This is a genomic window from Granulicatella elegans ATCC 700633, assembly GCF_000162475.2.
Taxonomy (GTDB): Bacteria; Bacillota; Bacilli; order Lactobacillales; family Aerococcaceae; genus Granulicatella; species Granulicatella elegans.
Genome location: NZ_KI391971.1, coordinates 939,902 through 953,928 on the forward strand (window position 1 = coordinate 939,902; position 14,027 = coordinate 953,928).

At 33.6% G+C, this 14,027-nt stretch carries 15 protein-coding genes; 3 read left to right on the forward strand and 12 right to left on the reverse strand.

Annotation, left to right across the window (positions count from 1 at the left end; all coding sequences use genetic code 11):
• Window positions 1-49 precede the first annotated feature (49 nt).
• The gene (locus tag HMPREF0446_RS04470; protein ID WP_006702596.1) at window positions 50-895 is read left to right on the forward strand and encodes a DegV family protein; all 846 of its coding nucleotides are present in this window, start codon (window positions 50-52) and stop codon (window positions 893-895) included.
• Between the two features lie 454 nt (window positions 896-1,349).
• Here HMPREF0446_RS04470 and HMPREF0446_RS04475 read toward each other — a convergent pair whose 3' ends face one another.
• On the reverse strand, window positions 1,350-2,501 hold the full coding sequence (locus tag HMPREF0446_RS04475) for a DUF819 family protein (protein ID WP_006702595.1): 1,152 nt from the start codon (window positions 2,499-2,501) through the stop codon (window positions 1,350-1,352).
• A 448-nt stretch (window positions 2,502-2,949) separates the two neighbouring features.
• Here HMPREF0446_RS04475 and HMPREF0446_RS08860 point away from each other — a divergent pair, with 448 nt between their 5' ends.
• Window positions 2,950-3,519 (forward strand): helix-turn-helix domain-containing protein, encoded by a 570-nt coding sequence (locus tag HMPREF0446_RS08860; protein WP_006702594.1) that lies wholly within the window; start codon window positions 2,950-2,952, stop codon window positions 3,517-3,519.
• The gene (locus HMPREF0446_RS08865) at window positions 3,489-4,358 is read left to right on the forward strand and encodes an IS3 family transposase (RefSeq protein ID WP_407635482.1); all 870 of its coding nucleotides are present in this window, start codon (window positions 3,489-3,491) and stop codon (window positions 4,356-4,358) included. The genes HMPREF0446_RS08860 and HMPREF0446_RS08865 overlap by 31 nt, the downstream gene beginning before the upstream one ends.
• A 175-nt stretch (window positions 4,359-4,533) precedes the next feature.
• Here HMPREF0446_RS08865 and rbfA read toward each other — a convergent pair whose 3' ends face one another.
• The 11 genes from rbfA to HMPREF0446_RS08135 all read right to left on the reverse strand — a co-directional run bounded on the left by rbfA (window position 4,534) and on the right by HMPREF0446_RS08135 (window position 14,008).
• Window positions 4,534-4,893, reverse strand: a complete 360-nt coding sequence (rbfA, locus tag HMPREF0446_RS04490) for a 30S ribosome-binding factor RbfA (protein WP_006702592.1) — start codon at window positions 4,891-4,893, stop codon at window positions 4,534-4,536.
• 36 nt (window positions 4,894-4,929) lie between these two features.
• On the reverse strand, window positions 4,930-7,305 hold the full coding sequence (gene infB, locus HMPREF0446_RS04495; RefSeq protein ID WP_020991363.1) for a translation initiation factor IF-2: 2,376 nt from the start codon (window positions 7,303-7,305) through the stop codon (window positions 4,930-4,932).
• Window positions 7,306-7,317: 12 nt separating this feature from the next.
• Window positions 7,318-7,644, reverse strand: coding sequence for a L7Ae/L30e/S12e/Gadd45 family ribosomal protein (locus tag HMPREF0446_RS04500; RefSeq protein ID WP_006702590.1), 327 nt, complete (start codon window positions 7,642-7,644; stop codon window positions 7,318-7,320).
• Window positions 7,631-7,933 (reverse strand): RNase P modulator RnpM, encoded by a 303-nt coding sequence (gene rnpM / locus HMPREF0446_RS04505; protein ID WP_006702589.1) that lies wholly within the window; start codon window positions 7,931-7,933, stop codon window positions 7,631-7,633. Before rnpM ends, HMPREF0446_RS04500 begins: the two co-directional genes overlap by 14 nt.
• 18 nt (window positions 7,934-7,951) lie before the next feature.
• Window positions 7,952-9,061: a transcription termination factor NusA gene (nusA, locus tag HMPREF0446_RS04510; protein WP_006702588.1), complete on the reverse strand. Its 1,110-nt coding sequence runs from the start codon at window positions 9,059-9,061 to the stop codon at window positions 7,952-7,954.
• Window positions 9,062-9,099: 38 nt separating this feature from the next.
• Entirely contained in the window at window positions 9,100-9,573 is a 474-nt protein-coding gene (rimP, locus tag HMPREF0446_RS04515) for a ribosome maturation factor RimP (RefSeq protein WP_006702587.1), read from the reverse strand.
• A gap of 414 nt (window positions 9,574-9,987) precedes the next feature.
• On the reverse strand, window positions 9,988-10,746 hold the full coding sequence (locus HMPREF0446_RS04520) for a TrmH family RNA methyltransferase (protein ID WP_006702586.1): 759 nt from the start codon (window positions 10,744-10,746) through the stop codon (window positions 9,988-9,990).
• 11 nt (window positions 10,747-10,757) lie between these two features.
• Window positions 10,758-11,120 (reverse strand): hypothetical protein, encoded by a 363-nt coding sequence (locus HMPREF0446_RS04525; RefSeq protein WP_006702585.1) that lies wholly within the window; start codon window positions 11,118-11,120, stop codon window positions 10,758-10,760.
• A gap of 15 nt (window positions 11,121-11,135) precedes the next feature.
• Window positions 11,136-12,356 (reverse strand): DEAD/DEAH box helicase, encoded by a 1,221-nt coding sequence (locus HMPREF0446_RS04530; RefSeq protein WP_006702584.1) that lies wholly within the window; start codon window positions 12,354-12,356, stop codon window positions 11,136-11,138.
• A gap of 9 nt (window positions 12,357-12,365) precedes the next feature.
• On the reverse strand, window positions 12,366-13,349 hold the full coding sequence (locus HMPREF0446_RS04535) for a Gfo/Idh/MocA family protein (RefSeq protein WP_020991364.1): 984 nt from the start codon (window positions 13,347-13,349) through the stop codon (window positions 12,366-12,368).
• Window positions 13,350-13,750: 401 nt separating this feature from the next.
• Window positions 13,751-14,008, reverse strand: coding sequence for a transposase (locus tag HMPREF0446_RS08135; protein ID WP_020991365.1), 258 nt, complete (start codon window positions 14,006-14,008; stop codon window positions 13,751-13,753).
• Window positions 14,009-14,027 lie beyond the last annotated feature (19 nt).

The window sequence follows — 14,027 nt, forward strand, 5'->3', positions numbered from 1 at the left end:
AAAAAAATATGATATGATAGAAATACATTAAGTTAAAAGGAGTGACAACATGTCTCGTATAATCATAGTGACAGATTCAACTGCTGATTTAACCGAACAAGAAATCCAAGATTTCAATATTCATGTAGTTCCATTAAATATTACCATTCAAGAGGAACATTATTTAGACGGTGAAACTATTACAAAAGAAGAATTCAAAAATAAAATGATTGCAAGTTCTGAATTACCAATGACTGCTCAACCTTCTATTGGTCGTTTTGTAGAACTGTATGATGAATTAGGAAAAGACGGTTCTGAAATTATTTCGATTCACTTGATGAATTCAATTAGTGGAACTGTAAATGCTGCAAGACAAGCAGCAGATATTACAGAATCAACTGTAACAGTTGTTGATTCAGACTTTACTTCTCGTTCAATGGGGATTATTGTTCGTGAAGCTGCGAATGCTGCCAAAGAAGGCAAAAGTGCTGAAGAAGTTTTAGAAGTTATTGAAAGTACTCGTCAACGTACGAAATTATATTTAACAGTTTTAAATTTGGATAATTTAATTAAGGGTGGCCGTATTAGTCGTGTCATGGGAGCTTTCTCGAATTTATTAAACATTAAACTATTTTTAGAAGTCATCAATGGTAAAATTGAGATTGTTCAAAAAGGGAGAGGTCTAAAGTCTCTTCAGAAGAAATATGATGAAGTTTTTGAGGAAATGAAAGCTTGCCCTAATGGGATTCAAGAAATTGGGATTATGCATGCTGGATTGAATGAGTTTAATCAATCTCAAATCGATACTTTACGTGAGTTATTCCCAGACGCTAAACTTACAATTGTAATGACTTCACCAATTATTATGAGCCATACAGGCATAGATGCAATGGCGGTTACTTACCTAGAAAAATAATTCTTTAATAGACTTCCTTTTTATAGTAGTATTAGGACGGCAGCAGACCTACGGTCTCATGCCTAAATTTTGAGCCTAGGTCTCAAAATTTCCTGAAATATAAGCCTTCGCTTATATTTCCCATACTACTATAGGAAGTCTTTTTTGGTGGGCATAACACTAAACTTTTTTGTACTTCTTATATGCCTAAATTTTGAGCCTTTGGTCTCAAAATTTCCTGAAATATAAGCCTTGGCTTATATTTCCCATACTACTATAGGAAGTCTTTTTTGGTGAGCATAACTCTAAACATGTTTTGTACTTCTTATATGCCTAAATTTTGATCCTGGGTCTCAAAATTTCCTGAAATATAAGCCTTGGCTTATATTTCCCATACTACTATAGGAAGTCTTTTTTCAAATAAATAAGACAAACATCTTCTTAGGTTTTCCTAAGTTGATGTTTGTCTTTTATTTTACATGAGTAAGTTTCCTACTAATATTCCGATATAGGTTCCTAATATATATCCTAATGTTCCTACTAGCATGGTTGGTGCTACGAAGCGATGCCAGCCTTTTGATACTGCCATGGCTGCTGCTGTTGTTGGACCTCCAATGTTTGCATTTGATGCTAAAATAGCTTCTTCAATGGTAAATCCAAATACTTTTGCCCCCAAGAATGTCACGAACATATTTACAAAGACCATAATGGCACAGAATACTAAAAGTAATGGAGATTTCGCAATAATCGCTTCAATTGAAGCAGGAATTCCAATTACGACAAAGAATAAATAAATTAAGAAAGTTCCAATTTCATTTGCTCCATGAATTTTCTTGAAAAATGAAGAAAAAATTGTTGAAGCTGCAACTGTTAAAGTTGTTAGAATCAAATATTTATTAGAAATAAATTGAATCACACTATTTTGTCCAAGAGTCGCAATTCCTTTTGATAAACTAAAGCTTACCGTTACAATCACTACTGCAATCGCAAATACAAAGGCAATATCTTGTAACGTTACTACTGTTTTTGAATGATATTGTTTAGAGTCTTCTAATTCTTCATTTGAATAAGCAGATTTAAAATGTTTTTTGAAAAATGCCATAGATGGAATCATTAATAAAATTAAGAAATAAAATACCATTAATAAATTATCCGCCACAGTAGCTGCAGAAATTAATTCTTTTGGAATATCAAATGCAGAAGCAACTGCCACAAAGTTAACACCACCACCGATATAACTTCCAACCATCATTCCGGCAATATGATTCAATACGGGAATTAATTTTCCTAAGAAGGCATATCCTACTAAAGCCCCCAATATAGTTCCAACAGAACTAATTAAGAAAATCATTAATAGACGTCCACTTTCTTTCCAAATTTGTTTTAAATCACATGTGAATAACAACATCGGAATCGCTAATGGAACTACAATATCCCATACTTGATCATAAACAGGAGATTCAACAGGAATGATGCCAACATTACTTAATGTAGCTGCTGCTAATAAACCAATAATGGGACCACTAATTTTCGATGCCCACTCATAATGATTTTCTAAATAAATACTTGCTGTTGCAATGACGATAATAATGGACCAAAGAATCCAAGTCTCATTTGCAGAAATCATAACACACCTCTTTTATTCATAGTGTTTTTATTATACCACAGTTAGAAAATTTTTCACGAAGTTATTTCAATAAATAAAAGCAGGAAAAATATTTTTCTATAGTAATATAGGACGCCAGTAGCCCCCTATGGGGTCTCTTGGCTAAAATTTGAGCCACGGTCTCAAATTTCCCTAGTAAAAGTAGCCAAATGGCTACTTTTACGCATATTACTATAGAAATTTTTGTTTCTTTTTATCTTAAGAACTAATTCTTCTTAGTACAAAACGTAAAAAATTATAATAAAAAATTACTCTCCGTAGTAGCTCAAGTAATGGAATCCTTTATCAGGATTCCATTACGGGAAAAATTGAGACCTTAGGCTAAATTTTTAGCAATGAGACTCACAAAAGCGTGTACCGACCCCAAAAAGTTGGACCAAAAATCTAACTTTTGGAGGTCGGTATTTTTATGGCTAAATATGACTTTGAATTTAAGAAGAAAGTTGTGGAAGCATATCTTCGTGGAGAAGGTGGCTATCAAATTTTAAGTAAAAAATTTGGTTTAAAATCCACTAGACAAATTGGTTATTGGGTAAAAGCCTATAATGAGTTTGGCAATGAAGGATTAAAAGTTTTAGAGAATGGACGTGTATACCCTTTTGAATTGAAACTATTAGTGGTAGAATCTTACCTAAAGGGAAATGGTTCATATAGTGTATTAGGGTTAAAATATGGAATTTTAAATCATGGGGTCATCGGATCTTGGGTTAAAAAATATAAAAAAGATGGCCCTGAAGCTTTGAAAAACCCTCAGGAAGGTAGGGAATATACTGTGGAATTTCACAAAAAACATCCAATAAAATCAAAAAAACAAAAGAAAATAACTGAAGAAGAATTTAAAAGAATAGAAGAAGAAAATTATCATCTAAGGATGGAAAATGACTTTTTAAAAGCAATGCGGAGACTGAATTTAGAGGACGAAGCAAGAACGAAAGAACGGCTAAAGTCATTGACAGTCTCCGAGAAAAATACAAATTAAAAGATCTTTTAGAGTATGTAGGTATGGCTAAATCAACTTTTATGTATTGGCAGAAACGTTTTAATAGAGAACATCCAGATAAAGATATGGAAGAAAAAATACTTGAAATTCGTAGTGTGTATAAGGATTATGGTTATAGAAGGATACATGCAACACTTCGTAATCAAGGATATTCTATTAATAAAAAGAAAGTTCAACGTATTATTCAAAAATTAAAACTACAAGTAACATCTTTTACACGTAAAAGTAGAAAATATAATTCTTATCAAGGTACAATTGGAGTTATTGCGCCTAATAGAATTAAGAGAAGATTTCATACTTCTATTCCACATCAAAAAATCACAACAGATACAACAGAATTCAAGTATTATGAAGTAGATGAAAGAGGAAATAGAACACTCCATAAATTGTATTTAGATCCATTTATGGATATGTTTAACAATGAAATCTTAAGTTATAATATTACAAAACATCCTTCCGTAAAAAATATTCTGGATGTATTAGACAGAACAATAAAAATAACATCAGATTGTATTTATAGAAGAACCTTTCATTCTGATCAAGGATGGGCTTATCAATTAAAAGAATATTCTTCTAGATTAAAGGATGGACAAATATTTCAAAGTATGTCCAGAAAAGGAACATGCTTAGATAATTCTATAATGGAGAATTTTTTCAGCTTGCTTAAGCAAGAAGTTTATTATGGCAGAATATTTTATAGTTATGAAGAATTAAAAAATGAAATTGAACGATTTATTAAATACTATAATGAAGATCGTATTAAAGAAAAATTGGGATGGATGAGTCCTGTACAATATAGAATACATCGTTTAGTATAGAGAAAAAAACGCCAAAAATTGGAGCGAACCCCCTAGGGGGTTATTCATACATTTTATTTTAAGAATCGAAAAAAGAGACGACTAAAGTCGTCTCAAAAAAGTCTAACTTTTTGGGGTCACTACAGCGAGGCTGCTTGCGTCCCTAGCTACTACAGAGAGTTTCTTTTTTTATTAATTAACGTTGTTCGTCTTCTTGTTGGATACTCTTCAACAATTCTTCGATATGGTTTCCATAATCAACAGACTCATCACGTTTAAAAATTAATTCAGGCGTTTTATAGAGAGATAAACGTTTCCCTAATTCACGACGAATTAAACCTTTAGATTTTTCCAATCCACGCTCAGTTGCTTGGCGCTCACTCGCTAAAGTTTGTAAAGTTGTATAATAAACCGTCGCAATTTGTAAATCGCCCGTTACATCTACCTCAGTAATCGTAATTTCTTGCACACGAGGATCACGAACTTTTTTTGACAAAATATCATTCACTTCTCTCAAAATCTCTTGAGAAACACGTCCAACACGGAAATTCGCCATTTGATACTCTCCTCTCTTCATTCCATCATTTAACGACTATTTTCTTTTAATTTCAACCATTTCAAATGCTTCGATAATATCATCTACTTTAATATCATTGTAGCCTTCAATCATAATTCCACATTCAAATCCTAATTTCACTTCTTTAGCATCATCTTTGAAACGTTTCAAGCTTGCTAATTCACCTTCATAAATAACAATGTTATCACGGATTAAACGAACTTGACTAGAACGTTTTACAACCCCTTCAGTAACATATGAACCAGCAATTGTACCTAATTTAGATACTGTATAAGTTTCACGAACGATAGCAGAACCAGTAATTTTCTCTTCAAATTCAGGATCTAACATACCTTTCATTGCTGTTTCAATTTCATCAATAACGTTATAAATAATACGGTGTAAACGAATATCTACTTGATCAGATTCAGCTTGAATCTTCGCTTGAGGTGTAGGTCTTACGTTGAAACCAATAATAATCGCATTACTTGCTGTTGCTAAAGTAATATCACTTTCATTAATTGCCCCAACAGCTGTATGGATAATTTTCACACGTACGCCTTCAACTTCAATTTTTTGTAAACTTGAAGCTAATGCTTCTACAGAACCTTGTACGTCAGCTTTAATAATGACGTTAACTTCTTTCATTTCTCCATCTTTTAATGTTGAGAATAAGTTATCTAAAGTAATACGGCTTGAAGCATTACGTTGTTCAATTAAAGCACGTTTTGCACGTTCTTCACCGGCTGCACGAGCTGATTTTTCATCTTCAAATACTACGAAGCGGTCTCCTGCTTGTGGAGATGCATTTAACCCTGTAATTTCAACTGGAGTTGCTGGAACAGCTGTTTTCACACGACGTCCTTGGTCATTCACCATTACACGAACACGTCCAAATGTATTTCCGACAACGATTGGGTCTCCAACTTTAAGCGTTCCTTCTTGAACTAATAATGTTGCGATAGGTCCTTTTGTTTTATCTAAACGAGCTTCAATAACTGTACCTAAGGCTAAACGATTCGCATTTGCACTTAATTCTTGCATTTCAGCTACTAATAAAATCATTTCTAATAATTCTTCGATATTTTGATTAAATTTAGCAGAAATTTCAACGAAGATTGTATCTCCACCCCATGCTTCAGGAACTAAACCTAAATCAGATAATTCTTGCATTACACGACCTGGATTAGCAGCTGGTTTATCAATTTTGTTTACAGCAACAATAATTGGAACATCTGCCGCTTTAGCATGGTTAATTGCTTCGATTGTTTGTGGCATTACACCGTCATCAGCAGCAACTACAATAATTGTAATATCTGTGATATCCGCACCACGAGCACGCATTGTTGTAAATGCCGCGTGACCTGGTGTATCTAAGAATGTAATTGGTTTACCATCAATTTTAATTTGGTAAGCACCAATATGTTGTGTAATTCCTCCAGCTTCTCCAGCTACTACAGAAGAATTTCTTAATTGGTCAAGTAAAGTTGTTTTACCATGGTCAACGTGTCCCATGATTGTAACAACTGGAGGACGAACTGCGTGTGAGTCGCTCTCAGCAGCTGCTTCTTCAAAGTATACATCTAAATCAGAAATATCTTTTTCGATTTTTTCTTCAGCTTCCATACCATAGTCTGCTGCTAATAATTCAATCGCATCTTTCGATAATCCTTGGTTTAATGTTGCCATTACTCCTAATAAGAATAATTTTTTAATAATTTCTGCTGGTTCACGTTTAATCTTTTTAGCTAATTCAGCAACTGTCATTCCATCTGTATATACTAATACATCTGGTAATTCATGGAATTTACGTGCTGGAACTGCTGGTTTTTGTTCAGCATTCTTTTGTTGCTTACGATTATTTTTTTGATGACGATTTTTCTTATTAAAGTTTTCTTGTTGATTACGTTCGCCACCACGTTTTTGATTTCCACGTTTGAAATCATTATTCTTTTTAGATTCACGATGATTTGAATATGATTCTTCATCACGTGACTGATGTTTTGGTCCTTTGTTTGCTACTGTTTCTTGTTTTTGCATAGATTCCTTCTTATGTCCATGTTTATTTTGATTTTGGTTTGGTTGATGATTTTTTTCCTGTTGTTTTGGTGAATGTGCTGATTTATGTTCAGCTTTTTTCACTGCTTCTTTTTTAGCAGTTTCCTTTTTAGGTTGTGCTGCTTCTTTTTTCGCCTCTACTTTTTTAGGCGCAGGAGTTTCTTTCTTTTCAACAACTTTTTTTGGAGCTTCTTTCTTTGTTGAAATTGAAGCTTTAATTGTTGCGATTTCTCCATCTTCCATTGTTGACATATGGCTGTTATAACTAATGCCTAATTGTTTTGCTTTTTCGATAATGTCCTTACTAGGTAGTTTTAACTCTTTTGCAAGTTCATATACACGTGTTTTTGACATACGTTCACCTTCCTATTCGTTCATATCGTTAAATCCTTTCATCTTCATCAGACTTTTTGTAAAACCTTGATCAGCAATGGCGATAATCGAACGTTGTTTTCCAATCGCCTGCGAAACTTCTTCCGTTGTAAATTGCTGAATAAAAGGGATTTCATAATATTCACATTTGTTTTTGATTTTCTTTACGGTATTCTCACTACTATTTGTTGTACAAATAACGAGATTCACTTTTTCTTTTTGAATACTTTGCAGTACTTGCTCTTCTCCAGATATTAGTTTACGAGCACGTGTCGCCATACCTAATAAATTGAGAGCTTTCTTTTTATCAATGCTTTCCATCACTAAATAACTCTTTTCTAGCTTTTTGGTGATCCACATATTGCAATAGTTCTTCATAGAAACTATCTGGGATTTCGATTTCTAATTGACGTTCAAATAAATGATTCTTCCACGCTTTTTCAACAAGAGTCGGTTCTAATGTAATATAAGCTCCTCTTCCATTGACTTTTCCAGTAGGATCAATTTGAGCGACACCTTCACTGTTACGAACAATCCGTACCAATTCTTTCTTAGGCATCATTTCTCCAGAAGCTATACAACGACGCATTGGAACTTTTCTTTTTTTCATAAGATGCCTCCTTCTTGATTATTCTTCAGTTTGAACTTCTTCACTTGAATCTTCTTCAACTGTAGGTAATTCTGAATCTAATTGGTCTAAATATTCTTGATAAGCTGATTCTGATTTAATATCAATACGGAAACCTGTTAATTTAGCTGCTAAACGAGCATTTTGTCCACGTTTCCCAATCGCTAATGATAATTGATGATCTGGAACTACAACAATGCAGCTATTACGATCAGAGTCAAAATCTACTTTCACAACTTGTGCAGGATTTAATGCATTCGCAATGTATACAGATGGATCTTCGTTCCATTCAACGATATCCATATTTTCGCCATTTAATTCATTTACAATATTTTGAACACGTTGCCCACGAGGTCCAACGCAAGTACCAACTGGATCCAAGTTCGTATCTCTAGAACGTACTGCAACTTTGGCACGATCTCCTGCTTCACGAGCAATAGAAACGATTTCTACAACTCCTTCGTAAATTTCAGGAACTTCTTGTTCAAATAAACGTTTTAATAAATCTGGATGTGTACGACTTACGAAAATTAATGGACCTTTAGTTGTGTTATCAACTTTAGATACTAATACTTTAATACGTTGATCTGGTAAATATTCTTCAGTAGGAATTTGATCTTGTTTTGTCATTCCTGCAACAATTTTACCTAAATTCACATATACATAACGGAAATCTTGACGATCAACTACACCTGTCATAATTTCATTTTCATATTCGATAAATTCGTTATAAATATTTGTACGTTCAGCATCTCTTAAACGTTGCATAATGACTTGTTTCGCTGTTTGTGCAGCAATACGTCCGAAGTCTTTTGGAGTTACTTCAAAACGAATTTTATCTCCAACTTCATAAGCTTTATGTAATTCATGAGCTTCGTCAATACTCACTTCAAGTGTTGAATCAAATACATATTCCACAACTTCCTTCACTGCGTATACATGCATTTTTCCTTTTTTCGCATCAAATTCAACTTCAACATTTTGTGCTTGTCCATAGTTTTTCTTATAAGCAGAAACAAGAGCAGCTTCTAAAGCTGTAATTACAACTTCTTTAGAAATCCCTTTTTCTTCTTCAAGAATATTTAATGCTTTAATCATTTCTTTACTCATAATGTGACTCCTTTGTCAAAAATGTTTCTCATTGATTCCTAGAATTGAATCGCTAATCGAGCTTTTGCAATATTTTCACGCACAATCGTAACTGATTTTTTACGCGTTTTAATTTTCACTTCTAAAGTCACTGACTCATCAGTTACTTCTGTTAAAAATCCTTCTAAAAACTTTTCACCTTCAACTTGTTGATAGAAAGATAAATGAACATATTGTCCAATCGCTTCTTTCAAATCTTTCTCAGTTTTCAGAGGACGTTCAGCACCAGGAGAAGATACTTCAAGGAAATACGCTTGAGGAATCGGATCTGGATCTTGTGCATCTAATAATTCACTAAATTTTTCACTCATAAACGCACAATCATCTAAATCAATTCCACCTGGTTTGTCAAGGTAAAAACGTAAAAACCAATTTTTCCCTTCTTTTACAAACTCTAAATCGACTAATTCAAACCCTTCTGCTTCAATAACTGGCAAAGCGAGTGTTGAAACTAATTCTGCTACTTTACTCATAGATAACCTCCTTTACATAACTGCGTAAAAAGAGTGAGCATTCCTGCTCACTCTCCTTTCCACGTCATCTTAATTCGTAAATAGTATAGCACAGATAAAGATATCAATCAAACAAAACGCTCAAAACCGATGAGAAGTACTAAACTAGGGCTAACTCACTAACCTCAAATAGTCCCTCATTAGGCAGACAGCGAAGCGCCTCTGCCACACGACAGAACGTAAAAGATTACATCCTAAACGTCCCCTCATGTTATGACTGAAGCACCTGGGATTGGGCGCCGTTGTGAAATAAAAGCTTCCTGTTTCCAGGAAGCTTTTAAGGCAATTTTTGAGACCCAAGGCTCAAAAATTAGCCATGAGACTTGCAACGCAAGGCTGCTGGCGGCCTCACAACATCAGCCCAATCCCTATAAACTATATTCTCGTTTGGTACATAAGTACCCCCGTCGCAATAGCAACATTCAACGATTCTGCTTGACCAAACATTGGAATCTGAATAATGAAATCCGCAGATTCAATCAATTCGTCACGAACGCCATTTCCTTCATTTCCAACCACAATTGCAACAGAGTCTCTGCCAGTTAACCATTTGAAATCTTTAGCATCACGATGAAGTGCTGTTACCGCGATTGGAATATCATTTTCTTTTAACTTCCCATATACATCCATTAAATTTTCATGATAAATCGCTACGTGAAATTGGCTTCCTTGCATGGATCGAACAACTTTATCATTGTATAAATCCACACAGCCTTCTCCTAAAACAACTGCATCAAATCCTGCAGCATCGGCAGTACGAATAATCGTTCCTAAATTACCTGGGTCTTGAACCGCATCTGCTAAAAGATAACGCCCCTGAGGAACTTCGACCAATGGTTTCTTTTCTAATGGTACAATCGCTAAAATACCTTGATTCGTTTGAGTCATCGATAACTTTTCAAACACTTCTTTTGAAACAAACATTGTTGGATAGCTCTTTGTCCATTTTTCATAAAATTGAATCGTGTCCTCACTGACTACTAAACGTTGAATGGAAATATTTGATTGAATGGCTTCTTCAACTAAATGTTCCCCTTCAATCATATACGCTTCCGATTTTTTTCTACCTTTGGAAGTTTGTAACTTTTGATAATTTTTTACCATTGCATTTTGGTGCGAACGAATAATTTCCATGTCCGTCTCCTTTATTGTTCCATCATTACTCGGAACAGTTTTAATTGTTCTTTTTGATTTGAAAAATATTTAGAACGATGAGGAATTTCAAATTGAAACTTTTCTCCTTCAACTTCAAAACTGAATTCATCATTTGATAAAAATTTCTTTTGATACTGTACTTTCTCTACTCGTTCAACTGGAAATAGTAGAGGTCTTGTATCAGTAAAAGTCGCATCATCTTTTAACCCCAAAAATACACATCCCTTTGAAGACCAATAGCAAATCGCATTTTCTTCATGTGGGAGTCTTTTGACTTGAATGAACACAGCTTTGTCTTCATACGGTAAATGATATTCTTCTAAATGATTTTTTAAAAACTCCAATGTAAGCATTTAAGAGACTCCTTTTTACTTTTTCTTTCCTGATGATTTTTTAGTTTTAAAGGATTTTTTATCTTTTGATGGATAAGCTTTTTTTGCAGTTCCTTTTTTCTCTTTTGGTTTATAAGGTTTCTTTTCCACCACTTTTTTCTTCTGTGCAACTTGTAGTTGGCTTGAATGAACTTGAAATGCTTCTAGTGTTGCATCAGCTGGGATCAATTTTTTCAAGTCTCTTACTTCTTTTTCTGTAACAAAACTAATAACTAATCCATCTTTTCCCATTCTTCCAGTTCTACCTGAACGGTGAGTATATACCTCTTTATTTTCAGGTAAATCATAATGAATGACGACTGGTAAATCTTCAATATCTAATCCACGTGCTGCCACATCCGTTGTTAATAAAATAGGAACTTCTCCTTTTTTAAACGCCTGAATCGCAGCTTTACGATTAATTTGATTTTCTTGACTCGTTAATAAGGCACAAGGAATATTGTGATATTGTAATTTTTCTGCTAAAATCCCTGCATTTGCGAGTGAATTGACAAATACTAATGCTTGATATTCCTTCATATTTGCAAACTTTCTTAACAATTCATTTTTTTTACGTACAGGAGATTCTATATACACATGTTTTACATTCCCATTTCCTGACATTTTCTTTTCATTTTCAACCCATTTTGGTGTCATATTAATCCATTGGTGAATAGATTCTAATATTTCATTTTTAGTGGCTGAAAAGCAAATCATTTGTCGTTGTGATGGACATTTTTTTATAAAGGAACGAGTTTGTTCTAAATGTTCTTGTGCTAATAAATAATCTGCTTCGTCTAAAACAAGTGTTTGAACTTGATGAAGTTTTAATTTTCTTTGATTCGCTAATTCTGTTAATCGTCCTGGTGTTCCAACAACTAATTCAGGTTTTTTCTTTAAGTTTTCAATTTGACGCTTTACATTAGCTCCTCCTGCTAAAACTAACATAGTTAGTTCTGGCAATTTCCATTCACGAATGACTTCACCAATTTGTTGTGCTAATTCTTGACTAGGTACTAAAATGACTGCTTGTAGTTCATGATTGATTTCAATTTTTTCTAATAAGGGTAACAAGTAAGCTAATGTTTTTCCTGTTCCAGTTGGAGAGACTGCTACTACATCTTCCCCATTTTGAATCAATTCCTTTGTTGCTTCTTGAATCGGCGTTAAGTCTTTAAAACCTTTTTCATTCCATTTGTTTTGAATATATTCTTTCATGATTTCTCCTTAATTAAATGTAATTCCTGCTGAATTTCTTAATGCTTCAATCACTTCTAAAACATTACGACTTATTTTTTTACTTTGTTCATATTGTTTTAGGGATTCTGGTGTACGTTCTAATATTTTTACAAAACCAATAGCTTCCCATTCTAATGGATTTCTACGAAGTTCATATTCCTTTGTTTCCACAACTTCACTCATATATAGTGTTTTGACTTCTTTAATTTCTTGGCAGTCATTTATTTGTAGTGTCTCTTTACCAAAGTAAATTTCTTGAGGAAGACATACATTTAATACTTTCCCAACAAAAATCGTTACATCAAATGTTGGATACTCCAATGATACAATTCCTTGTCCATCCGCTTGATTTTGTAATTTACGTGCTTGATAATGAGCTTTTTCTGGCATTCCAAACCAACTAATCGCATTGTAAATAGGATAAACTCCTAAATCCATTAAAGCACCCCCACCAGAGGATAATGAAAATGAATTCGCAATTTCGCCTCTTAAAAATGCATCATATTTTGAAGAATATTTTGCGTACGATAAAACTGCTCCTTTTACTTCATTCATTCTAGGAGCAATTATTTTTCTAATTTCTTGGAAGGCTGGTTCATAATAATGACGAATAGCCTCAATCACGAATAAGTTTTTTTCCGTCGCTAATTGATGAACTTCATCCCACTCTTCAACCGATAAAAAAGAAGGTTTTTCAACAATAATATTTTTTTGATGCTCTAATAATTGTTTTGAATAGTCACCATGTGTATGGTTTGGTGATCCGATATAGACAACATCCCAATTATTTTCTAATAAAAATTCACCCCATTGATTTGTCCAAGAAGGAATCTGGTGCTTTTTAGCAAATTCTTCTGCTTTTTGTAGTGTTCTACTGTATACAGATACTACTTCAAAACTATTTGTTTGTTGCACCGCTTCTACAAAAGATGAAGATATCCACCCTGTGCCTATAATTGCTAATTTTTTCATGATCACCACTCCTTTTCTTCCTGGATAGTCTATCATATTTTCATTAAAATCTCTAGCAATCCTCGTTGCATACAAAAAGAGGCTGGAATTCCAACCTCTTCATTCTTAATATAGGCTCATCGACAAATTCTGTTGGTGAATCAAATGTAACACCAAATTAAGTCTTTAATTTTTAATAAATAAGGTGGGAGAAACTGAAATATTTAGTCTATTGATGAATCCACCACAAACATAACTATGAATGAAATCTAGTTTTAACTTTATAATGAGCAGGGGCATGTTATCCGCGATTAGCGATTTGGGGGCTGTGAAATTTGATATTATTTTTCGCTTCCCCCAATTCAACATGCCCATGGAGGCTCATTGTCAAGTTAAAATGACTCTATACAACCTTTCTTAAATCATAATGACTTTCTATTGACCGGGGTAAAGAAACATCCTTTGATAATCTTTATTCTTAATTTCATATTCTCAAAATTTCGATATCCATATGCCACTCGTTTAATTACTTTAATGAAATTATTCGTCCCTTCAATAGCTCCATTGGAATATCCTGTCGTAAATGCTTCATAAATCCCATTCTTAAAACGTTTGAATACTTCAAACTTCTTCTTAAATTCATAAGGTAATTGTCTTGGAATCTCCTTTATGCATGTCATAAACACTCATAATCTTCTT

Bases quoted from the DNA above. Each gene is read 5' to 3' on its own strand.
- HMPREF0446_RS04475 (WP_006702595.1), bottom strand. From the start codon at position 2,501: ATGATTTCTGCAAATGAGACTTGGATTCTTTGGTCCATTATTATCGTC.
- nusA (WP_006702588.1), bottom strand. From the start codon at position 9,061: ATGAGTAAAGAAATGATTAAAGCATTAAATATTCTTGAAGAAGAAAAA.
- infB (WP_020991363.1), bottom strand. From the start codon at position 7,305: ATGTCAAAAACACGTGTATATGAACTTGCAAAAGAGTTAAAACTACCT.
- rbfA (WP_006702592.1), bottom strand. From the start codon at position 4,893: ATGGCGAATTTCCGTGTTGGACGTGTTTCTCAAGAGATTTTGAGAGAA.
- rnpM (WP_006702589.1), bottom strand. From the start codon at position 7,933: ATGAAAAAAAGAAAAGTTCCAATGCGTCGTTGTATAGCTTCTGGAGAA.
- HMPREF0446_RS08135 (WP_020991365.1), bottom strand. From the start codon at position 14,008: ATGACATGCATAAAGGAGATTCCAAGACAATTACCTTATGAATTTAAG.
- HMPREF0446_RS04525 (WP_006702585.1), bottom strand. From the start codon at position 11,120: ATGCTTACATTGGAGTTTTTAAAAAATCATTTAGAAGAATATCATTTA.
- HMPREF0446_RS08860 (WP_006702594.1), top strand. From the start codon at position 2,950: ATGGCTAAATATGACTTTGAATTTAAGAAGAAAGTTGTGGAAGCATAT.
- rimP (WP_006702587.1), bottom strand. From the start codon at position 9,573: ATGAGTAAAGTAGCAGAATTAGTTTCAACACTCGCTTTGCCAGTTATT.
- HMPREF0446_RS04470 (WP_006702596.1), top strand. From the start codon at position 50: ATGTCTCGTATAATCATAGTGACAGATTCAACTGCTGATTTAACCGAA.
- HMPREF0446_RS04535 (WP_020991364.1), bottom strand. From the start codon at position 13,349: ATGAAAAAATTAGCAATTATAGGCACAGGGTGGATATCTTCATCTTTT.
- HMPREF0446_RS04500 (WP_006702590.1), bottom strand. From the start codon at position 7,644: ATGGAAAGCATTGATAAAAAGAAAGCTCTCAATTTATTAGGTATGGCG.
- HMPREF0446_RS04520 (WP_006702586.1), bottom strand. From the start codon at position 10,746: ATGGAAATTATTCGTTCGCACCAAAATGCAATGGTAAAAAATTATCAA.
- HMPREF0446_RS04530 (WP_006702584.1), bottom strand. From the start codon at position 12,356: ATGAAAGAATATATTCAAAACAAATGGAATGAAAAAGGTTTTAAAGAC.